Annotated in this window: 14 protein-coding genes, 4 tRNA genes and 2 rRNA genes; 3 read left to right on the top strand and 17 right to left on the bottom strand. The window is 49.4% G+C overall.

Going from position 1 to position 22,073, the window contains the following annotated elements:
- Positions 1-182 precede the first annotated feature (182 nt).
- Both D8682_RS14295 and D8682_RS14300 read left to right on the top strand, forming a co-directional pair.
- A complete protein-coding gene (locus D8682_RS14295) occupies positions 183-491 on the top strand; it encodes a PTS sugar transporter subunit IIB (RefSeq protein WP_064541379.1) in 309 nt (102 codons plus the stop codon).
- 3 nt (positions 492-494) lie between these two features.
- A complete protein-coding gene (locus tag D8682_RS14300; RefSeq protein WP_064541387.1) occupies positions 495-812 on the top strand; it encodes a PTS lactose/cellobiose transporter subunit IIA in 318 nt (105 codons plus the stop codon).
- 69 nt (positions 813-881) lie between these two features.
- Here the strand turns inward: D8682_RS14300 and rpoC are convergent, their stop codons facing one another.
- The 13 genes from rpoC to D8682_RS14365 all read right to left on the bottom strand — a co-directional run bounded on the left by rpoC (position 882) and on the right by D8682_RS14365 (position 14,974).
- The gene (rpoC, locus tag D8682_RS14305) at positions 882-5,108 is read right to left on the bottom strand and encodes a DNA-directed RNA polymerase subunit beta' (protein WP_064541391.1); all 4,227 of its coding nucleotides are present in this window, start codon (positions 5,106-5,108) and stop codon (positions 882-884) included.
- A gap of 85 nt (positions 5,109-5,193) precedes the next feature.
- Positions 5,194-9,222 carry a DNA-directed RNA polymerase subunit beta gene (gene rpoB, locus D8682_RS14310; RefSeq protein WP_064541394.1) on the bottom strand — a complete coding sequence of 1,343 codons (4,029 nt, stop codon included), beginning with the start codon at positions 9,220-9,222 and terminating at the stop codon, positions 5,194-5,196.
- A 325-nt stretch (positions 9,223-9,547) separates the two neighbouring features.
- Positions 9,548-9,913, bottom strand: coding sequence for a 50S ribosomal protein L7/L12 (gene rplL, locus D8682_RS14315; RefSeq protein ID WP_034461801.1), 366 nt, complete (start codon positions 9,911-9,913; stop codon positions 9,548-9,550).
- 66 nt (positions 9,914-9,979) lie between these two features.
- The gene (gene rplJ / locus D8682_RS14320) at positions 9,980-10,477 is read right to left on the bottom strand and encodes a 50S ribosomal protein L10 (RefSeq protein ID WP_034461803.1); all 498 of its coding nucleotides are present in this window, start codon (positions 10,475-10,477) and stop codon (positions 9,980-9,982) included.
- A gap of 295 nt (positions 10,478-10,772) precedes the next feature.
- Positions 10,773-11,477: a 50S ribosomal protein L1 gene (gene rplA / locus D8682_RS14325; RefSeq protein WP_121814554.1), complete on the bottom strand. Its 705-nt coding sequence runs from the start codon at positions 11,475-11,477 to the stop codon at positions 10,773-10,775.
- Positions 11,478-11,480: 3 nt separating this feature from the next.
- Positions 11,481-11,909, bottom strand: a complete 429-nt coding sequence (rplK, locus tag D8682_RS14330; RefSeq protein WP_064541401.1) for a 50S ribosomal protein L11 — start codon at positions 11,907-11,909, stop codon at positions 11,481-11,483.
- Positions 11,910-12,068: 159 nt separating this feature from the next.
- Entirely contained in the window at positions 12,069-12,614 is a 546-nt protein-coding gene (gene nusG / locus D8682_RS14335) for a transcription termination/antitermination protein NusG (protein WP_034461806.1), read from the bottom strand.
- Between the two features lies 1 nt (position 12,615).
- Positions 12,616-12,999 carry a preprotein translocase subunit SecE gene (gene secE, locus D8682_RS14340; RefSeq protein ID WP_034461807.1) on the bottom strand — a complete coding sequence of 128 codons (384 nt, stop codon included), beginning with the start codon at positions 12,997-12,999 and terminating at the stop codon, positions 12,616-12,618.
- A 235-nt stretch (positions 13,000-13,234) separates the two neighbouring features.
- Positions 13,235-14,419 (bottom strand): elongation factor Tu, encoded by a 1,185-nt coding sequence (gene tuf / locus D8682_RS14345; RefSeq protein WP_121814555.1) that lies wholly within the window; start codon positions 14,417-14,419, stop codon positions 13,235-13,237.
- Between the two features lie 111 nt (positions 14,420-14,530).
- Positions 14,531-14,606: transfer RNA gene (locus D8682_RS14350), tRNA-Thr, on the bottom strand.
- A gap of 5 nt (positions 14,607-14,611) precedes the next feature.
- Positions 14,612-14,686, bottom strand: a tRNA-Gly gene (locus D8682_RS14355).
- A gap of 117 nt (positions 14,687-14,803) precedes the next feature.
- A tRNA-Tyr gene (locus D8682_RS14360) sits at positions 14,804-14,888 on the bottom strand.
- A 10-nt stretch (positions 14,889-14,898) separates the two neighbouring features.
- Positions 14,899-14,974: transfer RNA gene (locus D8682_RS14365), tRNA-Thr, on the bottom strand.
- Between the two features lie 675 nt (positions 14,975-15,649).
- Here D8682_RS14365 and coaA point away from each other — a divergent pair.
- Positions 15,650-16,600, top strand: coding sequence for a type I pantothenate kinase (gene coaA, locus D8682_RS14370; protein WP_064541419.1), 951 nt, complete (start codon positions 15,650-15,652; stop codon positions 16,598-16,600).
- 31 nt (positions 16,601-16,631) lie between these two features.
- Here coaA and birA read toward each other — a convergent pair whose 3' ends face one another.
- The 4 genes from birA to D8682_RS14390 form a co-directional block, all read right to left on the bottom strand.
- Positions 16,632-17,594 carry a bifunctional biotin--[acetyl-CoA-carboxylase] ligase/biotin operon repressor BirA gene (gene birA, locus D8682_RS14375; protein ID WP_121814556.1) on the bottom strand — a complete coding sequence of 321 codons (963 nt, stop codon included), beginning with the start codon at positions 17,592-17,594 and terminating at the stop codon, positions 16,632-16,634.
- Positions 17,591-18,619, bottom strand: coding sequence for a UDP-N-acetylmuramate dehydrogenase (gene murB, locus D8682_RS14380; protein ID WP_064541417.1), 1,029 nt, complete (start codon positions 18,617-18,619; stop codon positions 17,591-17,593). The genes birA and murB overlap by 4 nt, the downstream gene beginning before the upstream one ends.
- Before the next feature lie 221 nt (positions 18,620-18,840).
- A 5S ribosomal RNA gene (gene rrf, locus D8682_RS14385) occupies positions 18,841-18,956 on the bottom strand.
- A 110-nt stretch (positions 18,957-19,066) separates the two neighbouring features.
- Positions 19,067-21,975: ribosomal RNA gene (locus D8682_RS14390) — 23S ribosomal RNA — on the bottom strand.
- Positions 21,976-22,073 lie beyond the last annotated feature (98 nt).

The raw sequence follows: 22,073 nt of genomic DNA on the forward strand, positions 1-22,073 counted from the left end.
TTAAGCTGGTTTTGTGAGCAGCGCCACAATCGCAAGCTACCAGGGAAACGCGATATGTAACCGGTTTCAGCTCATACGAGTTTCTTTTGTGATACCTCACACACAATCATCGCAAAGCGGTTGTTGTATCGAGGCGTCACGGATAATTATCTGTATATCCAACGGACACTGAGAGCAGATCTATGAAGAATATCGTTTTGTGTTGTGCAGCGGGTATGTCGACTAGCATTTTGGTCCAACGCATGAAGGACGCCGCTCAGAAGAAAGGTATTGAAGTCTCTATCAAGGCAGTGCCGGTTGCCGAATTCAAAGACAATATCGACACCGCCGATATTGTGCTGTTAGGCCCACAAGTTAAATATGAACACGCCAAGCTACAGGCGATTGCAGAACCCATGGGTAAAACCGTGGCTGTCATCGATATGATGGATTACGGCATGATGAAAGGCGATGTCGTGCTGGATAAAGCCATGAAAATGATGGAGTCATAAGACGTGGAAGATTTAGAAACGATTATCATGGAATTGTTGGTCAATGCCGGTAGCGCACGTAGCCAGGCACTGACAGCTCTGCAAATGGCACGCAAAGGTGATTTTGCAGCAGCTCAACAAGCGATGGAAGAATCCCGTGAGTTTGTGAAACATGCTCACAAAATCCAGACCCAGCTTATCGGCTTAGACGAAGGTACTGGCAAACTGCCAGTTAACTTGATTACTGTTCATTCGCAGGATCACCTGATGAATGCGATGGTGATTCAGGATTTAGCCGAAGACATGATTGAACTGTATCGTCGCCTGCCTTTAGCTAACTGATTTTTGATTTATTTCAGGCATAAAAAAACCGCTCTTTCGAGCGGTTTTTGTTTTTGGCGTCTCTAACGATTAATCGTTATCGCTTCCGCCCAGATTACCTGCATTCAACAATTCTGCCAGGCTGGCAGTTGCATCTGCTGCAGTCACCTGAGGTACAACTGGCGCTTCGCCCGCTGCACGACGGCGCATACGATCCTGGTGGTACGCATAACCGGTACCAGCTGGGATCAGACGACCCACGATAACGTTCTCTTTCAGGCCGCGCAGTTCGTCACGTTTACCCGCAACAGCTGCTTCGGTAAGCACACGAGTTGTCTCCTGGAACGATGCCGCGGAGATGAAGGACTCGGTTGCCAGAGAGGCTTTGGTGATACCCAGCAGATCACGCGCAAAGGTCACGTTGATCTTGCCGTTCGCTTCCAGTTCGCGGTTAGCGATCTTGACGCGAGAGTATTCAGCCTGCTCACCTTCCAGGAAGTCAGAACCACCAGCGCTAACGATAGTTGCTTTACGCAACATCTGACGCACGATGACTTCGATGTGTTTATCGTTAATCTTAACGCCTTGCAGACGGTAAACGTCCTGCACTTCGTTGGTGATGTAACGAGTCACAGCATACACGCCACGCAGACGCAGGATGTCATGCGGAGATTCTGGACCATCGGAAACAACGTCACCACGTTCAACACGTTCACCTTCGAACACGTTCAGCTGGCGCCATTTCGGAATCATCTCTTCGTAAGCATCGCTGCCGTCGAGTGGAGAGATAACCAGACGGCGTTTGCCTTTGGTTTCTTTACCGAACGAGATGATACCGCTGATTTCAGCAAGGATCGCAGGCTCTTTCGGACGACGTGCTTCGAACAGATCCGCAACGCGTGGCAGACCACCGGTGATGTCCTTGGTACCACTGGATTCCTGAGGAATACGCGCCAGGGCGTCACCAGAGTGAATCTGAGTACCATCTTCCAACTGAACAATTGCTTTACCTGGCAGGAAGTACTGCGCAGACATATCGGTACCTGGAATCAGTACGTCATTGCCCTGGGCATCAACAATTTTCAGCGCTGGACGCAGATCTTTACCACCGGTGGTACGTTCTGCAGAATCCAGAACAACCAAAGATGAAAGACCTGTCAGTTCGTCGGTCTGACGAGTAATGGACTGGCCGTCGATCATGTCAGTAAAGCGGATGAAACCACTTACTTCGGAAACGACTGGCATGGTGTGCGGATCCCAGTTTGCTACGGTCTCGCCCGCTGCAATCTGCTCGCCATCACCTTTACCCATTACCGCACCATAAGGAACTTTATAGCTCTCTTTAGTACGACCGAATTCGTCAATCAGTTTCAGCTCGGTGTTACGAGAAGTGATGACCAGTTTCCCGGCAGAGTTCACAACCGACTTAGCGTTGCTGAGTTTGAGGCTACCTTTGTTCTTAACCTGAATGCTTGATTCAGCAGCAGAACGAGATGCCGCACCACCGATGTGGAACGTACGCATCGTCAGCTGAGTACCAGGTTCACCGATGGACTGTGCCGCGATAACCCCGATTGCTTCACCTTTGTTGATGATGTGGCCACGCGCAAGGTCACGACCATAGCAGTGTGCACATACGCCGAAGTCAGTTTCACAACCCACAACAGAACGTACTTTCACGCTATCAACAGAGTTAGCTTCTAACAGGTCACACATTTGCTCATGAAGCAGAGTGTTACGTGTAATCAGGATATCAGCAGTACCTGGTTTCAGGACGTCTTCAGCCGTTACACGACCCAATACGCGATCGCGCAGTGGTTCTTTAACGTCGCCGCCTTCGATAACCGGAGTCATCGTGATACCTTCCAGGGTGCCACAATCGTCTTCGGTAACAACCAGATCCTGTGCAACGTCAACCAGACGACGAGTCAGATAACCGGAGTTCGCAGTTTTCAGTGCGGTATCCGCCAGACCTTTACGAGCACCGTGCGTGGAGATGAAGTACTGGAGTACGTTCAGACCTTCACGGAAGTTCGCGGTGATTGGCGTTTCGATGATGGAGCCATCTGGCTTAGCCATCAGACCACGCATACCTGCCAACTGACGAATCTGTGCCGCAGAACCACGAGCACCGGAGTCAGCCATCATGTAAATGCTGTTGAAGGAAACTTGCTGCTCTTCGACGCCGTCACGGTTAATAACGGATTCGGTTTGCAGGTTGTCCATCATCGCTTTGGATACACGATCGTTCGCCGCAGCCCAGATATCGATTACTTTGTTATAGCGCTCGCCCGCTGTTACCAGACCGGACTGGAACTGTTCCTGAATTTCAGCAACTTCAGCTTCCGCTTCAGAGATGATTTCAGTTTTCTTCGCTGGGATGACCATGTCATCGATACCAACAGAAACACCTGAACGTGCCGCATAGGCAAAGCCGGTGTACATGGTTTGGTCAGCAAAGATTACGGTCGGCTTCAGACCCAAAATGCGGTAACAAGTGTTCAGCATTTTGGAGATTGCTTTCTTACCCAACGCCTGGTTGATGATGGAGTAAGGCAGACCTTTCGGTACGATCATCCACAGAATCGCACGACCAACGGTGGTGTCGATAATGCTGGTTTTCGCAACGAACTCTTCGTTTTCGTCTTTTTCGTACTCGGTGATACGCACTTTTACACGCGCATGCAGAGAGGCCAGACCTGCGCGATAGATACGCTCAGCTTCTTTAGGGCCAGTCAGCACCATGCCTTCGCCTTTGGCGTTAACACAGTCACGGGTCATGTAGTACAGACCCAATACAACGTCCTGAGAAGGAACGATGATTGGCTCGCCGTTCGCTGGTGACAGGATGTTGTTGGTAGACATCATCAGCGCACGCGCTTCCAACTGAGCTTCAAGCGTCAGTGGAACGTGTACTGCCATTTGGTCACCATCGAAGTCGGCGTTATATGCCGCACAAACCAGCGGGTGCAGCTGGATAGCTTTACCTTCGATCAGTACTGGCTCAAATGCCTGGATACCCAAACGGTGCAGAGTTGGTGCACGGTTCAGCAGTACCGGGTGTTCGCGGATAACTTCGTCCAGGATATCCCAAACGACAGCTTCTTCGCGCTCAACCATTTTCTTCGCAGCTTTAATGGTGGTAGCAAGACCACGCAGTTCCAGCTTGCCGTAGATGAACGGTTTGAACAGCTCCAGTGCCATTTTCTTAGGCAGACCGCACTGATGCAGACGCAGGTATGGACCTACGGTGATTACAGAACGACCGGAGTAGTCAACACGTTTACCCAACAAGTTCTGACGGAAACGACCCTGCTTACCTTTGATCATATCAGCCAAAGATTTCAGAGGACGCTTGTTAGAACCGGTGATCGCACGACCGCGACGGCCGTTATCCAGCAGGGCATCTACCGCTTCTTGCAACATACGTTTTTCGTTACGTACGATGATGTCAGGAGCAGCCAGATCCAGCAGGCGTTTCAAACGGTTGTTACGGTTGATAACGCGACGATACAGATCGTTCAGATCTGACGTTGCGAAACGACCGCCATCCAGCGGAACTAATGGACGCAGATCTGGCGGCAGAACCGGCAGAACTGTCAGGATCATCCACTCTGGTTTGTTACCAGACTGAACGAACGCTTCCAGCAGTTTGATACGCTTGGTCAGCTTTTTACGTTTGGTTTCGGAGTTGGTTTCGTTCAGCTCTTCGCGCAGAGTTTCACACTCTTGCTCCAGATCCATGTTTTTCAACAAGGCCTGAATAGCTTCCGCACCCATCTTCGCATCGAATTCGTCACCGAACTCTTCCAGCGCATCCAGATACTGCTCTTCAGTCAGGATCTGACGACGCTCGAGGTTGGTCATACCGCCTTCGATAACCACATAAGATTCGAAGTAAAGTACACGTTCGATATCACGCAGTGGCATATCCAGCAGCAAGCCGATACGAGACGGCAGTGACTTCAGGAACCAAATGTGTGCAGTTGGGGAAGCCAGCTCGATGTGACCCATGCGCTCACGGCGCACCTTAGTTTGGGTTACTTCAACGCCGCACTTCTCACAAATTACACCACGGTGTTTCAGGCGCTTGTACTTACCGCACAGGCACTCATAGTCTTTTACTGGCCCAAAAATACGAGCACAGAACAGACCGTCACGTTCTGGTTTGAACGTACGATAGTTAATGGTTTCCGGCTTTTTAACTTCGCCGAACGACCAAGAACGGATCATGTCTGGCGATGCCAGAGCGATTTTGATCGCATCAAACTCTTCGGTCTTAGTTTGCGCTTTCAGAAACTTAAGTAAGTCTTTCACGGATTAGCTCCCGTCGGAGTGAGACTTCTCAGAGACGTCCGGTGTGACCCGGACATCCTGTAACCAGTACAGCAGATGCGAGTAATTACTCGTCTTCCAGCTCGATGTTGATACCCAGCGAACGGATTTCTTTCAACAATACGTTGAAGGATTCCGGCATGCCTGGTTCCATCTGATGGTTACCATCCACGATGTTTTTATACATCTTGGTACGGCCATTAACGTCATCAGATTTAACAGTCAGCATTTCCTGCAGGGTATAAGCAGCACCGTAAGCTTCCAGTGCCCACACTTCCATCTCACCGAAGCGTTGACCACCGAACTGAGCCTTACCACCCAGCGGCTGCTGAGTAACCAGGCTGTAAGAACCGGTAGAACGCGCGTGCATTTTGTCATCAACCAAGTGGTTCAGTTTCAGCATGTACATGTAACCTACGGTTACTGGACGCTCAAACTGCTCACCACTGCGGCCGTCGAACAGTGTGATCTGGCCAGAAGTCGGCAGGTCACCCAGTTTCAGCAGCTCTTTGATTTCCGACTCTTTTGCACCGTCGAAGACAGGAGTAGCAATCGGCATACCTTTTTTCAGGTTCTCAGCCAGACGCAGAACTTCATCATCAGTGAAGGTGTTCAGGTCAACTTTCTGACGAATATCAGAACCCAAATCATAGGCTTTCTGGATGAATTCACGCAGCTTGGAAACTTCTTCCTGCTTCTTCAGCATAGCGTTGATTTTCTCGCCGATGCCTTTAGCAGCCATACCCAAGTGGGTTTCCAGAATCTGACCGATGTTCATACGAGATGGTACGCCCAACGGGTTCAGTACGATGTCTACCGGCGTGCCGTTTTCATCGTAAGGCATATCTTCGATCGGGTTGATCTTGGAGATAACACCTTTGTTCCCGTGACGACCTGCCATCTTGTCACCAGGCTGGATCTGACGTTTAACGGCCAGATACACTTTAACGATTTTCAGCACGCCAGGTGCCAGGTCATCGCCCTGAGTGATTTTGCGGCGCTTAGCTTCAAGTTTCTTCTCAAACTCGTGCTTCAGCTCGTCGTACTGCTCTGCCAGCTGTTCCAGCTGGTTTTGCTTCTCTTCGTCAGTCAGACCCAGTTCCAACCAGCGATCGCGTGGCAATTTGTCGAGCTTCTCAGCTTCAACACCGCCAGCAACCAGCACAGCATGGATACGAGCAAACAGACCAGCTTCAAAGATCTGCAGTTCTTCAGTCAGGTCTTTCTTCGCCTGCTTCAGTTGCATCTCTTCGATTTCCAGCGCGCGCTTGTCTTTTTCCACGCCATCGCGGGTAAAGACCTGCACATCGATAACGGTACCGGAAACGCCGTTTGGTACGCGCAGAGAAGAGTCTTTAACGTCAGACGCTTTCTCACCGAAGATTGCACGCAGCAGTTTCTCTTCTGGAGTCAGCTGGGTTTCGCCTTTAGGCGTTACCTTACCAACCAGAATGTCGCCACCGGTCACTTCAGCACCGATATAAACGATACCGGATTCATCCAGTTTAGAGAGAGCTGCTTCACCCACGTTCGGGATGTCAGCGGTGATCTCTTCTGGCCCCAGCTTGGTGTCACGAGACACACATGCCAGTTCCTGGATGTGAATAGTGGTGAAACGATCTTCCTGAACAACACGCTCGGATACGAGGATGGAGTCTTCGAAGTTGTAACCGTTCCACGGCATGAACGCTACGCGCATGTTCTGGCCAAGAGCCAGTTCACCGAGGTCAGTAGACGGACCGTCTGCCAACACATCGCCACGTTCAACAGGTTCGCCCAAAGAAACACATGGCATCTGGTTGATGCAGGTGTTCTGGTTCGAACGGGTGTATTTGGTCAGGTTGTAGATGTCGATACCAGCTTCACCAGCCAGCATTTCGTCTTCGTTAACTTTGATAACGATACGAGACGCATCAACGTACTGAACAGTACCGCCACGTTTAGCAACCGCAGTAACACCGGAGTCAACGGCAACAGCACGTTCCATACCAGTACCAACCAGCGGCTTATCAGCACGCAGAGTTGGAACGGCCTGACGTTGCATGTTCGCACCCATCAATGCACGGTTGGCGTCATCGTGTTCCAGGAACGGAATCAGGGACGCACCGACGGAAACTACCTGTTGGGTAGAAACGTCCATGTAGTCAACCTGGTCGTTGCTGAACAAGCTGGATTCGCCTTTACTACGGCAAGTTACCAGGTCGTCTACGAAACGGCCTTCTTCGTCCAGATTGGTGTTCGCCTGAGCAATAACGTAGTTACCTTCTTCAATTGCAGAAAGGTAATGGATTTCGTCAGTGACAACACCTTCAACAACGCGACGATACGGAGTTTCTAAGAAACCGTATTCGTTAGTCTGTGCATAAACAGACAGGGAGTTGATCAGACCGATGTTCGGACCTTCAGGGGTTTCGATTGGACATACACGACCGTAGTGGGTTGGGTGTACGTCACGTACTTCGAAGCCTGCACGCTCACGGGTCAAACCACCCGGGCCGAGTGCGGAGATACGACGTTTGTGCGTAATCTCAGACAACGGGTTGTTCTGGTCCATAAACTGAGACAGCTGGCTGGAACCGAAGAACTCTTTAACCGCAGCAGAGATAGGCTTGGCGTTGATCATATCCTGAGGCATCAGGGTATCGAGATCGCCCAGAGACAGACGCTCTTTCACCGCACGCTCAACACGTACCAGGCCAACGCGGAATTGGTTTTCCGCCATTTCGCCTACAGAACGGATACGACGGTTGCCGAGGTGGTCGATATCATCCACTTCGCCTTGACCGTTACGAATGCCGATCAGCTTACGCATTACCTGGATGATGTCGTCTTTGCTCAGGATACCTGAACCTTCGATCTCATCACGCAGCAGGGAACGGTTGAACTTCATACGACCAACCGCTGACAAGTCATAACGGTCTTCGGAGAAGAACAGGTTCTCGAACAGGTTTTCAGCCGCTTCGCGAGTTGGTGGCTCGCCAGGACGCATCATGCGATAGATTTCAACCAGTGCGCTAAGGCGATCGTTGGTTGGGTCGACACGGATGGTCTCAGAAATGTATGCGCCGTGATCCAGGTCGTTGGTAAACAGCGTTTCGATACGCTTATGACCACACTGGCTCAGTTTTGCCAACAGATCCAAAGACAGTTCCATGTTCGCCGGGCAAATCAGTTCGCCAGTCGATGCATCAACGTAGTCTTTAGCCGCGACTTTACCAGCAATGTATTCAACCGGAACTTCGATAAGCTTAATATCGTCTTTTTCCAGTTGGCGAATATGGCGCGCTGTAATACGGCGGCTTTTTTCGACATAGATTTTGCCGTTAGCTTCGATGTCAAAGGATGCAGTCTCACCACGAAGGCGTTCTGGCACCAATTCCATCTGCAGCTTGTTGTCACGGATTTCGAAATAAACTTTCTCAAAGAACAGATCAAGAATCTGCTCAGTGGTGAACTGCAATGCACGCAGAATGATAGTCGCAGGCAGTTTACGGCGACGGTCGATACGCACGAACAGGTTGTCTTTCGGGTCGAATTCGAAATCCAGCCAGGAACCACGGTAAGGGATGATACGTGCGTTATACAGCACCTTCCCGGAAGAGTGGGTTTTACCTTTGTCACTATCGAAGAACACGCCTGGGCTACGGTGTAACTGAGAAACGATAACACGCTCAGTACCGTTGATAACGAAGGTGCCGTTATCAGTCATGAGTGGAATTTCACCCATGTAGACTTCTTGTTCTTTAATATCTTTAACGGTGCCTTCCGGCGCTTCACGCTCGTAGATCACCAGACGCAGTTTTACGCGCAGGGGAGCGGAATACGTCACGCCGCGGATCTGACATTCTTTAACGTCAAATACCGGCTCACCCAGACGATAGCTCACATATTGCAGCTCAGAGTTACCGCTGTAGCTTGCAATAGGGAACACGGAACGGAAAGCCGCTTCCAGACCGTACTGGCCTTCAGGATCTTGCTCGATGAACTTCTGGAACGAGTCAAGCTGGATAGAAAGGAGATAAGGAATGTCCAAAACTTGTGGACGCTTTCCAAAATCCTTACGAATACGTTTTTTCTCGGTATAGGAGTAAACCATTAGGGTTCCTCAGCTCGCTGACAAGTCGACCCATCTGCCCGACAAGGGGACAGTTTGTGCAACACTATTTTGTGGACCGGAAAGTGGAACACTTTCCGCAATACCTGTTTCTATCACTCTTAAACCATTTCGCTACGCTTTACCCCGGAACTCCCGGCGTAGAAAGTCGTAGTATATTAAGGCGTAGATAGAGACAAACATTGAATGGAAACCAGCAGTCAAACAGTGTGAAACGCTACTGGTACCCTACAGCGCAAAAAGGCTGGTGACTAAAAAGTCACCAGCCATCAGCCTAATTTCTCAGGCTGCAACCGGAAAGGTTGGCTTATTTAACTTCAACTTCAGCGCCAGCTTCTTCCAGAGATTTTTTCAGTGCTTCTGCGTCATCTTTGCTCACGCCTTCTTTCAGCGCAGCTGGAGCGGATTCAACCAGGTCTTTAGCTTCTTTCAAGCCCAGACCAGTTGCGCTACGTACTGCTTTGATGACGGCAACTTTGTTAGCGCCAGCAGCTTTCAGAATAACGTCGAACTCAGTTTTCTCTTCTACAGCTTCAGCAGCAGCAGCAGGGCCTGCAACAGCAGCAGCAGCTGAAACACCGAATTTTTCTTCCATTGCAGAAATCAGTTCAACAATGTCCATTACAGACATAGCGGATACTGCTTCAATGATTTGATCTTTAGTGATAGACATAACAATTGTTCCTGAAAATCAGAATAAGTTTATACGTAAGCAAATGCGTGAGAAAGAAAAGTGCTATTAAGCCGCTTCTTTCTGATCGCGTACAGCAGCCAGAGTGCGAACCAGTTTGCCTGCAGAGGCTTCTTTCATGGTTGCCATCAGGCGTGCGATTGCTTCTTCGTAAGTTGGCAGAGTTGCCAGGCGATCGATCTGGGCCGCCGGGATCAGCTCACCTTCAAAGGCTGCAGCTTTAACCTCGAATTTTGCATTCGCTTTAGCGAATTCTTTGAACAGACGAGCAGCAGCGCCCGGGTGTTCCATAGAATATGCAATCAAGGTTGGACCAACAAACGTGTCTTTCAGGCACTCAAACTGAGTACCTTCAACAACGCGGCGCAGCAGGGTGTTACGAACAACACGCATGTAAACGCCAGCTTCACGACCTGCTTTACGCAGTTCAGTCATTTTACCTACGGTCACGCCACGGGAATCCGCAACAACCGCAGACAGCGCACCTTTGGCTACTTCGCTGACTTCAGCAACAATCGCTTGTTTGTCTTGAAGATTTAAAGCCATTAGCTTTGCTCCTGGATATTAGCCGGGGTTTCCCCCGGAACTCACTTCATTCATTACCAAAACGATAATGAACGTCGACATACGGTGAGCAGAAACAAGCCAAAGACTATCAAAAATATTCTTCAGGTTCTGTCACCGTCTACGCAGGGGATTAAGTCTCTTGCGAAACTCCTGCGGTCTTGGACGGAGGCCTGGATAAGGCCAGGCTCCAACCGAAAATTCTGTGTGCCCTGCATTGCAAGGCAACGGGCGTAAGATTTTAGACTAATCGAACGCCCGCGTAAAGCAGTGAATCTTAGTTCACTACTGCGCTCAGACCAGAGTGGTCGATCGCAACACCTGCACCCATAGTGGTAGACAGGCTAACTTTCTTAATGAAAACGCCTTTAGCTTGAGATGGTTTAGCTTTTTTCAGCGCAACCAGCAGAGCTTCCAGGTTTTCTTTCAGTTTGTCAGTGTCAAAATCCACTTTACCGATGGTGGTGTGAATGATGCCGTTTTTGTCGTTACGGTAACGAACCTGACCAGCTTTAGCGTTCTTAACCGCTTCAGCAACGTTAGGAGTTACAGTACCAACTTTCGGGTTAGGCATCAGGCCACGTGGACCCAGAACCTGGCCCAGTTGGCCAACAACGCGCATTGCATCTGGAGATGCGATAACAACGTCAAAGTTCATTTCGCCTTTTTTGATCTGGTCAGCCAGATCTTCCATACCTACCAGCTCAGCGCCAGCAGCTTTAGCTGCTTCAGCGTTAGGGCCTTGGGCAAATACGGCTACGCGAACTGAACGGCCAGTACCGTGCGGCAGTACAGTTGCACCACGTACGTTCTGGTCAGATTTACGAGCGTCGATACCGAGGTTTACAGCAACGTCAACGCTTTCTACGAATTTCGCAGTGGCCAGCTCTTTGAGCAGAGCAACGGCTTCGTTGATGTCATACTGTTTAGTTGCATCAACTTTGTCACGGATCACGCGCATGCGCTTGGTCAGTTTAGCCATTTCTTAATCCTCCACTACCAGGCCCATGGAACGAGCAGTACCTTCGATGGAGCGAGTCATCGCTTCAACGTCAGAACCAGTCATGTCCGCAGCTTTGGTTTCTGCGATTTCACGCACCTGAGCACGGGTCACTTTACCCACTTTGTCTTTGTTCGGCTTGCCAGAACCAGACTTGATACCTGCAGCTTTCTTCAACAGAACAGCAGCTGGTGGAGTTTTAGTAACGAAAGTGAAAGAACGGTCAGCGTAAACGGTAATAACAACCGGAATTGGCAGACCTTTCTCCATGGAATCAGTTTTGGCGTTGAACGCTTTACAGAATTCCATGATGTTCACACCTTGCTGACCCAGAGCTGGACCAACTGGTGGACTTGGGTTCGCCATACCAGCTGCAACTTGCAGCTTGACGTAGGCTTGTACTTTCTTAGCCATCTTAATTTCCTCTAGTGGGTTATAGCGCCTTACACAATGAAGGCTCCCCGTGAATAAATCGTTTCATACGTACAAGACGCATAAAAACAAAAGGCGCGAAATTGTAGTCCAATCTCGCGCCTTGTGCAACGAATAATCGCTGCTTTTACAACCTAATTATTAGGCTTTCTCTACCTGAGCAAAATCCAGCTCAACCGGCGTAGCACGACCAAAGATAGATACAGAAACCTTCAAGCGGCTCTTTTCGTAATCTACTTCTTCAACCACACCGTTAAAGTCGGCAAATGGACCATCACTGACGCGTACCATTTCGCCTGGCTCAAACAGCGTTTTAGGACGCGGCTTGTCACCAACCTGCTGCAGGCGGTTCATAATCGCATCAACTTCTTTATCGCTGATTGGTGCAGGACGGTCAGATGTACCGCCGATGAAACCCATCACTCGAGGCACGCTGCGCACCAGGTGCCAGCTAGCATCGTTCATTACCATCTGGACCAGAACATAGCCCGGGAAGAATTTACGTTCGCTTTTGCGACGTTGGCCACCACGGATTTCGACCACTTCTTCGGTCGGAACCATGACTTCACCAAACAACTCTTCCATGTTGTGCAATTTGATATGCTCACGCAGCGATGTTGCTACGCGGCCTTCAAAACCGGAAAACGCCTGAACGACGTACCAGCGCATTTTAGGGGCTTCAGACATCTCAGAACCTCAGGCCAGTAATAAAAGAAACCAGGCGGACAAGAATACCGTCCAGCCCCCACAAAATCAGTGACATTACAGCTGTAACAGCCGCCACGATTAAGGTGGTGTGTAAAGTCTCCTGCCGAGTTGGCCAAATCACTTTACGAACTTCGGTTCTCGCTTCGCGGGCGAAAGCAACTGTCGCTTTGCCTTTCGTCGTTAACAGCGCGACACCACCCGCTGCAGCAATCAGCACAACCACTGCCAGGGCACGCAGAGGCAGAGACACATCACGATAAATGTAGTTGCCCACGATCGCCACAATAAGCAGAGCAGCAACTGCCAGCCATTTCATCGCTTCCAGGCCGCGCCCGCTTCCTTGAGCTTCGGTATTCGCACTCATAAACCAACCCGTCACAGTAATTCAGACAAACATTTTTGCCCCGCATATGCGAGGCAAAACCAAACCGAACGGCTATTACTCAGGTGCTATTCGGTATAACGCCATCTTCAGAGCCTGTCTCAGCAATGATTATGAGTAAAAAATCACTGATGAGCCAGGTTCTGGGTAGAGAGCGTACAAAAAGGGCATCAAATGATGCCCTTTTCTTGCGCGTTGCGTCAAATGTTATCAGCGATTAAGCGATAACTTTAGCAACAACGCCCGCACCTACAGTACGGCCGCCTTCACGGATTGCGAAACGCAGACCGTCATCCATCGCGATTGGGTGGATCAGGGTAACAACCATTTTGATGTTGTCGCCCGGCATTACCATCTCAACGCCTTCTGGCAGTTCGATGGTACCAGTCACGTCAGTTGTACGGAAGTAGAACTGTGGACGGTAGCCTTTGAAGAACGGAGTATGACGGCCGCCTTCATCTTTGGACAGAATATAAACTTCAGATTCGAACTGGGTGTGCGGCTTGATTGAGCCTGGCTTAGCCAGTACCTGACCACGTTCGATATCTTCACGTTTAATACCACGCAGCAGAACACCAACGTTCTCACCAGCACGGCCTTCGTCCAGCAGTTTGCGGAACATTTCAACGCCAGTACAGGTTGATTTCACGGTATCTTTGATACCAACGATTTCAACTTCTTCACCAACTTTAACGATACCGCGCTCTACACGACCGGTAACAACTGTACCACGGCCGGAGATGGAGAATACGTCTTCGATTGGCAGCAGGAACGGCTTGTCGATAGCACGTTCTGGTTCTGGGATATAAGTATCCAGGAAGCCAGCCAGTTCGATGATTTTAGCTTCGTAATCCGCGTCGCCTTCCAGTGCTTTCAGCGCTGAACCACGTACGATTGGAGTATCGTCGCCTGGGAAGTCGTACATAGACAGAAGTTCACGAACTTCCATTTCTACCAGTTCCAGCAGCTCTTCATCATCAACCATGTCGCATTTGTTCAGGAACACGATGATGTAAGGAACGCCAACCTGACGACCCAGCAGGATGTGCTCACGAGTCTGTGGCATTGGGCCATCAGTCGCAGCAACAACCAGGATAGCGCCGTCCATCTGAGCAGCACCGGTGATCATGTTTTTAACGTAGTCGGCGTGCCCTGGGCAGTCAACGTGCGCATAGTGGCGAGTCGGGGTGTCATATTCAACGTGGGAAGTGTTGATGGTGATACCACGAGCTTTTTCTTCTGGTGCGTTATCGATCTGGTCGAAAGCACGAGCAGAACCACCGTAGGTTTTAGCCAGAACGGTAGTGATTGCTGCAGTCAGAGTGGTTTTACCATGGTCAACGTGGCCGATAGTACCGACGTTGACGTGCGGTTTTGTACGTTCAAATTTTTCTTTAGACATCGATTGTCCCTCTAAGACACGGATAAATCGGTGATATCACCACATCAACCAGGCGAAAGCCTGAATTTGTTGAATTCATTAACAGAAGAGAAACAGGAAGGATAAAGGAGGTGGTGCTGATAGGCAGATTCGAACTGCCGACCTCACCCTTACCAAGGGTGCGCTCTACCAACTGAGCTATATCAGCACATCTGGAGCGGGCAGTGGGAATCGAACCCACATCATCAGCTTGGAAGGCTGAGGTAATAGCCATTATACGATGCCCGCATCTCTGGAACTCGGCTACCTGCTTGAATTCTGTTTTAACTAAGGAGAGGCTCCTTAGTATTCGAGTCGACTAGTTGGATCTCGTCGCCTCGGGCTACGCATAGCGTTGCCTGAAAATGGTGGTGGGGGAAGGATTCGAACCTTCGAAGTCGATGACGGCAGATTTACAGTCTGCTCCCTTTGGCCGCTCGGGAACCCCACCAAGCACTTGATGGTGCCGACTACCGGAATCGAACTGGTGACCTACTGATTACAAGTCAGTTGCTCTACCTACTGAGCTAAGTCGGCATCAAGTAGCGCGCATTCTAGGAACACCGGCTCCATGATGCAACAAAAAAATTAAAGAAAATGCACTACCGCTTATATTTTGCGCGATAGCTCGTAAAACTGGTGGATTAATCATCATTACAGAGTGATTTTTGTACGCGGGATACGGAGGTGATGTATTCAAACTGCCTTTTTTCACGCTTTAATGCATCTTCGTCATGCATTCCTTTCTTTTCGATGTGCTCTTTTATGTAAATTTCGTGTCCGGTGTCTGGAAACAATGGATATACCCACTACGCGGCGTTTGGAACACTACTTGTTTGAGTGAGGCACGAGTTTGATATGCCCACCAAAGAGGAGGAATGAAGATACCGCTGTTTGGGGTGTTGCCTGAGTATACCGGTTCGTCAGACGGCTTTTATCTTCCCGCCGTCATCTATTACAAATAGCTTATACGCCGTTAATCAATTTGCGCAGCGCATAGCAAGTTGAAGTCACACCACAACGTGATGCTTTCCTCTGAAAGCATCATCACTTTGTTTTTTTCTTATTATTCTCACTCATCTGGTGTTACCCTCCTGCCCATTGTGAAAAGTAATATACGTTGCACGCCTTTGATTTCCTGAGATGAGTATCCTTTTCTCAGTCCGCGTACTACGTTCATTTTTGTCCTGAATTACAGGCAGAAGCATGCTTATGAGTAATAAAGAGCAAATGTTGACGACTCCTTATATGCAGTTCAACCGCAACCAATGGGCAGCCTTGCGCGACTCAGTACCGATGACCTTGACTGAAGGTGAGATCGCTCAGTTGAAGGGTATCAATGAGGACCTCTCTTTAGAGGAAGTTGCAGAAATTTACCTGCCTCTTTCACGGCTATTGAATTTTTATATCAGTTCAAACCTACGCCGACAGGCAGTGTTAGAGCAATTTCTCGGCACTAATGGGCAACGTATTCCCTACGTCATTAGTATCGCCGGAAGCGTTGCGGTCGGGAAAAGTACAACCGCTCGCGTGCTGCAAGCTCTGCTGAGTCGCTGGCCTGAGCATCGTCGTGTGGAATTGATTACGACTGATGGTTTTCTGCATCCGAATAAAGTGTTGAAAGAACGCAATCTGATGAAGAAAAAAGGATTCCCACAATCCTACGATATGCACCGTTTGGTGAAATTCGTTTCTGATATTAAATCAGGGGCACCGAATGTGACTGCACCAGTCTATTCTCACCTTATTTATGATGTTATTCCTGATGGTGATAAAACAGTTGCTCAGCCTGATATTTTAATCCTTGAAGGATTAAATGTTTTGCAAAGCGGCATGGATTACCCACACGATCCACATCATGTATTTGTATCAGACTTTGTCGATTTTTCGATTTATGTCGATGCGCCAGAAGATCTGCTACAAGATTGGTATATCACGCGATTCCTGAAGTTCCGTGAAGGTGCATTTACCGACCCTGACTCTTATTTCCACAGCTATGCGAAGCTCTCAGAGGATGAAGCCGTTAATGTCGCATTACAGCTATGGAAAGAGATTAACTGGCGGAACCTAAAAGAAAATATACTACCAACTCGTGAGCGTGCCAGCCTGATCATGACGAAAAGCTCAAATCACGAAGTTGAGTGCGTACGGCTAAGGAAATAAAAAAGCGGGGGGATAAAATCCCCCGTGCGAATTAGTTAACGCCACGCAGTGATATTTCTCCACCCACCCAAGGTTTAACGACTCCGTCCTGCTCTAATAACAATCCACCTTGCTCGTTAATCCCTCTTGAAATGCCGTGTATTTCTCTATCCCCAATTATTAACTTCACCTGGCGATGAATAAAGTTATCCAGTGGCTCCCAACGCGGCAGGAAAGGTACTAAACCTTCATCTTCAAATAACTGTAATGCTTTTCGCAATTCTTTTATGATTCTAATAGCTAACGCATTACGATCTATATTAATTCCGGCTTCCTGGAGATTAATCCAGCTTTGATTAATCACATCCGTCGCTACATTACGCATTGCAAGATTAATACCTGCCCCAATAACAATCTGCGCGGCATCTCCAGTTTTACCAGTCAATTCAACCAGAATACCAGCAAGTTTACGATCGTTGAGATATAGGTCATTTGGCCACTTAACTCTGACATCTTCAGCACCTAGTTCACGTAGTACCTCGGCCATAACAATCCCAATGACAAGACTTAAGCCAACAGCTGCCGCAGGACCTTGCTCAAGTCGCCAGTACATGGACAGGTAAAGATTAGCACCGAAGGGTGAAAACCACTGACGTCCTCGACGACCTCGACCCGCCTGCTGATATTCAGCAATACAGGCATCCCCCGAGTGAAGTGTTTCAAGTCGGTCGAGTAAAAACTGATTGGTGGAGTCAATGACAGGTAGAACCGTAACTGAGCCTGTATCAATCTGCAATTTTATAAGTTCTTCATCAAGCAACTGAATGGGATCGGGTAGGCTATACCCTTTTCCAGGCACGGTAAAAACATCAACACCCCAATCTCTTAAAGTTTGGATGTGTTTATTTATGGCCGCCCGGCTCATACCAAGCTGCTCACCTAACTGCTCACCAGAGTGAAACTCGCCATCTGCAAGAATACTAATTAGTGTCAGAGGAATTTTATTATCTTTCATGCAATGGTCTCCACAGCGCTAACTTCGCCACACGTACCTATGAAGCGAACTTCGGGTTCCAACCATACTTTAAATTTATCCCCGACACACTGGCGAACGTGATGAGCCAGACCCACAACATCCAGGCTGGAAGCGCCGTTTTCATTTATTAATACCAGAGCTTGCTGTTGATGCACTGTTGCACCACCAACCTTGTAACCCTTCAACTGGCACTGATCGATTAACCAGCCTGCCGCCAGTTTTATTGACCCATCGGGCTGAGGGTAATGTGGAATGGCGGCGAAAGTAGCAATAAGCACAGATGCCTGTTCGGCAGTAATGACTGGATTCTTGAAAAAGCTTCCCGCATTTCCGTTAACACGCGGATCCGGAAGTTTTGTCATACGCATATGGCAAACTGCATTAAACACTTCCTGCGGCGTGACATTTGCAGCGTCAAGCCGGGTTAAATCACCATAACTTAATACTGGCTGCCATAATTTTGGCAAACGTAATCCCACAGCAATAATTGCATAGTGATTCTGATATTCATGCTTAAAAATACTGTCGCGATAGCCAAACTGGCACTGTGAATTATCCAGGCGATGCATCTCACCGCTGAGCAAATCGACACAATCAACGTAATGACAGACGCTTTTGAGCTCTACACCATAGGCACCGATATTTTGAATAGGTGAAGATCCGGCACATCCTGGAATTAAAGCCAGGTTTTCAAGCCCTGGCATTCCTTGCTGTAAGGTATATTCAACCAGATGATGCCAGTTTTCCCCCGCGCCAACATGTAAATACCAGGCATCTTGCTCTTCTGTAACTTGAATGCCTGAAATTCGGTTAACAATTACGGTACCGGAGTAATCCTCAAGAAAGAGAACGTTACTTCCCTCACCCAAGATCAAAACGGGCATATTTGCTGCCACTGTCTCACTCCAGGCGTCTTTTAATTGCTGTACTGTTTCAGCAATGACAATACGTGAAGCGTTAGCCTGAATACCAAATGTATTGAAAGGTTTAAGAGAAGTGCTCATGTTGGGTATCTTTCCTGAGTTTAAACCCAGTTAGTTTACCTTATATGCCAGGGGTTCGCTTGCGTGACAGGGGTTATACCGTGAGGTTGATAAATTACTCATATCATCCTGGTACTCCCCTCCGGTACCACCGCCAGCGGTGTTCAACATTGTTCACGACTATTTTATTGCAGACAGCAAAAAGCCCTGTACGTCAGTACAGGGCTTTTTGCTTAATTGGAGCCTGGCAGTTCCCTACTCTCGCATGGGGAGACCCCACACTACCATCGGCGCTACGGCGTTTCACTTCTGAGTTCGGCATGGGGTCAGGTGGGACCACCGCGCTAGTGCCGCCAGGCAAATTCTGTTTTGTTAACCGTTGCGTTATCCACACAACCATCAACTTAATCTCGGTTCAAGCTGAAAATCAAATGCTTAGTCTCTCAACCAAAACACCTTCGGTGTTGTAAGGTTAAGCCTCACGGATCATTAGTACTGGTTAGCTCAACGTATCGCTACGCTTACACACCCAGCCTATCAACGTCGTAGTCTTCAACGTTCCTTCAGGACCCTTAAAGGGTCAGGGAGAACTCATCTCGGGGCAAGTTTCGCGCTTAGATGCTTTCAGCGCTTATCTTTTCCGCATTTAGCTACCGGGCAATGCCATTGGCATGACAACCCGAACACCAGTGATGCGTCCACTCCGGTCCTCTCGTACTAGGAGCAGCCCCCCTCAATTCTCCAGCGCCCACGGCAGATAGGGACCGAACTGTCTCACGACGTTCTAAACCCAGCTCGCGTACCACTTTAAATGGCGAACAGCCATACCCTTGGGACCTACTTCAGCCCCAGGATGTGATGAGCCGACATCGAGGTGCCAAACACCGCCGTCGATATGAACTCTTGGGCGGTATCAGCCTGTTATCCCCGGAGTACCTTTTATCCGTTGAGCGATGGCCCTTCCATTCAGAACCACCGGATCACTAAGACCTGCTTTCGCACCTGCTCGAGCCGTCACTCTCGCAGTCAAGCTAGCTTATGCCTTTGCACTAACCTCACGATGTCCGACCGTGATTAGCTAACCTTCGTGCTCCTCCGTTACGCTTTAGGAGGAGACCGCCCCAGTCAAACTACCCACCAGACACTGTCCGCAACCCGGATTACGGGTCTACGTTAGAACACCAGCCATTAAAGGGTGGTATTTCAAGGTTGGCTCCACAAGAACTGGCGTCCTCGCTTCAAAGCCTCCCACCTATCCTACACATCAAGGACCAGTGTTCAGTGTCAAGCTATAGTAAAGGTTCACGGGGTCTTTCCGTCTTGCCGCGGGTACACTGCATCTTCACAGCGATTTCAATTTCACTGAGTCTCGGGTGGAGACAGCCTGGCCATCATTACGCCATTCGTGCAGGTCGGAACTTACCCGACAAGGAATTTCGCTACCTTAGGACCGTTATAGTTACGGCCGCCGTTTACCGGGGCTTCGATCAAGAGCTTCAGCTTGCGCTTAACCCCATCAATTAACCTTCCGGCACCGGGCAGGCGTCACACCGTATACGTCCACTTTCGTGTTTGCACAGTGCTGTGTTTTTAATAAACAGTTGCAGCCAGCTGGTATCTTCGACTGCCTTCAGCTCCATCCGCAAGGGACTTCACCTACCGACAGCGTGCCTTCTCCCGAAGTTACGGCACCATTTTGCCTAGTTCCTTCACCCGAGTTCTCTCAAGCGCCTTGGTATTCTCTACCTGACCACCTGTGTCGGTTTGGGGTACGATTTGATGTTACCTGATGCTTAGAGGCTTTTCCTGGAAGTGCGGCATTTGTTACTTCAGCACCGTAGTACCTCGTCATCACACCTCAGCGTTAGATAAGAGTCCGGATTTACCTAAACTCTCCGCCTACATGCTTAAACCGGGACAACCGTCGCCCGGCTAACATAGCCCTCTCCGTCCCCCCTTCGCAGTAACACCGAGTACAGGAATATTAACCTGTTTCCCATCGACTACGCCTTTCGGCCTCGCCTTAGGGGTCGACTCACCCTGCCCCGATTAACGTTGGACAGGAACCCTTGGTCTTCCGGCGAGCGGGTTTTTCACCCGCTTTATCGTTACTTATGTCAGCATTCGCACTTCTGATACCTCCACCAGACCTCACAGTCCAGCTTCAACGGCTTACAGAACGCTCCCCTACCCAACAACGCATAAGCGTCGCTGCCGCAGCTTCGGTGCATGGTTTAGCCCCGTTACATCTTCCGCGCAGGCCGACTCGACCAGTGAGCTATTACGCTTTCTTTAAATGATGGCTGCTTCTAAGCCAACATCCTGGCTGTCTGTGCCTTCCCACATCGTTTCCCACTTAACCATGACTTTGGGACCTTAGCTGGCGGTCTGGGTTGTTTCCCTCTTCACGACGGACGTTAGCACCCGCCGTGTGTCTCCCGTGATAACATTCTTCGGTATTCGGAGTTTGCATCGGGTTGGTAAGCCGGGATGGCCCCCTAGCCGAAACAGTGCTCTACCCCCGAAGATGAGTTCACGAGGCGCTACCTAAATAGCTTTCGGGGAGAACCAGCTATCTCCCGGTTTGATTGGCCTTTCACCCCCAGCCACAAGTCATCCGCTAATTTTTCAACATTAGTCGGTTCGGTCCTCCAGTTAGTGTTACCCAACCTTCAACCTGCCCATGGCTAGATCACCGGGTTTCGGGTCTATACCCTGCAACTTAACGCCCAGTTAAGACTCGGTTTCCCTGCGGCTCCCCTATACGGTTAACCTTGCTACAGAATATAAGTCGCTGACCCATTATACAAAAGGTACGCAGTCACCCCATAAAAGAGGCTCCCACTGCTTGTACGTACACGGTTTCAGGTTCTGTTTCACTCCCCTCGCCGGGGTTCTTTTCGCCTTTCCCTCACGGTACTGGTTCACTATCGGTCAGTCAGGAGTATTTAGCCTTGGAGGATGGTCCCCCCATATTCAGACAGGATACCACGTGTCCCGCCCTACTCTTCGAGTTCACAGCATGTGCATTTTTGTGTACGGGAGTATCACCCTGTACCCTGCGACTTTCCAGACGCTTCCACTAATACACAAACTGATTCAGACTCTGGGCTGCTCCCCGTTCGCTCGCCGCTACTGGGGGAATCTCGGTTGATTTCTTTTCCTCGGGGTACTTAGATGTTTCAGTTCCCCCGGTTCGCTTCGTTAAGCTATGTATTCACTTAACGATAGTGCAACGAATTGCACTGGGTTTCCCCATTCGGAAATCGTCGGTTATAACGGTTCATATCACCTTACCGACGCTTATCGCAGATTAGCACGTCCTTCATCGCCTCTGACTGCCAGGGCATCCACCGTGTACGCTTAGTCGCTTAACCTCACAACCCGAAGATGTCTCGTAAGACACAATCGTATGTTGCGAAAATTTGAGAGACTCGAACACACCGCATTTTCCTTTCTTATTACGGAGAAAGGA

Origin of the sequence: Buttiauxella sp. 3AFRM03, assembly GCF_003675305.1 — a bacterium.
Classification (GTDB): domain Bacteria; phylum Pseudomonadota; class Gammaproteobacteria; order Enterobacterales; family Enterobacteriaceae; genus Buttiauxella; species Buttiauxella ferragutiae.

Excerpts from the sequence above, each read along its gene's own strand:
- rplJ (WP_034461803.1), bottom strand. The coding sequence starts at position 10,477 with ATGGCTTTAAATCTTCAAGACAAACAAGCGATTGTTGCTGAAGTCAGC.
- rplL (WP_034461801.1), bottom strand. The coding sequence starts at position 9,913 with ATGTCTATCACTAAAGATCAAATCATTGAAGCAGTATCCGCTATGTCT.
- murB (WP_064541417.1), bottom strand. The coding sequence starts at position 18,619 with ATGAGCACTTCTCTTAAACCTTTCAATACATTTGGTATTCAGGCTAAC.
- birA (WP_121814556.1), bottom strand. The coding sequence starts at position 17,594 with ATGAAAGATAATAAAATTCCTCTGACACTAATTAGTATTCTTGCAGAT.
- rpoB (WP_064541394.1), bottom strand. The coding sequence starts at position 9,222 with ATGGTTTACTCCTATACCGAGAAAAAACGTATTCGTAAGGATTTTGGA.
- nusG (WP_034461806.1), bottom strand. The coding sequence starts at position 12,614 with ATGTCTGAAGCCCCTAAAATGCGCTGGTACGTCGTTCAGGCGTTTTCC.
- coaA (WP_064541419.1), top strand. The coding sequence starts at position 15,650 with ATGAGTAATAAAGAGCAAATGTTGACGACTCCTTATATGCAGTTCAAC.
- secE (WP_034461807.1), bottom strand. The coding sequence starts at position 12,999 with ATGAGTGCGAATACCGAAGCTCAAGGAAGCGGGCGCGGCCTGGAAGCG.
- rplK (WP_064541401.1), bottom strand. The coding sequence starts at position 11,909 with ATGGCTAAGAAAGTACAAGCCTACGTCAAGCTGCAAGTTGCAGCTGGT.
- tuf (WP_121814555.1), bottom strand. The coding sequence starts at position 14,419 with ATGTCTAAAGAAAAATTTGAACGTACAAAACCGCACGTCAACGTCGGT.
- D8682_RS14295 (WP_064541379.1), top strand. The coding sequence starts at position 183 with ATGAAGAATATCGTTTTGTGTTGTGCAGCGGGTATGTCGACTAGCATT.
- rplA (WP_121814554.1), bottom strand. The coding sequence starts at position 11,477 with ATGGCTAAACTGACCAAGCGCATGCGCGTGATCCGTGACAAAGTTGAT.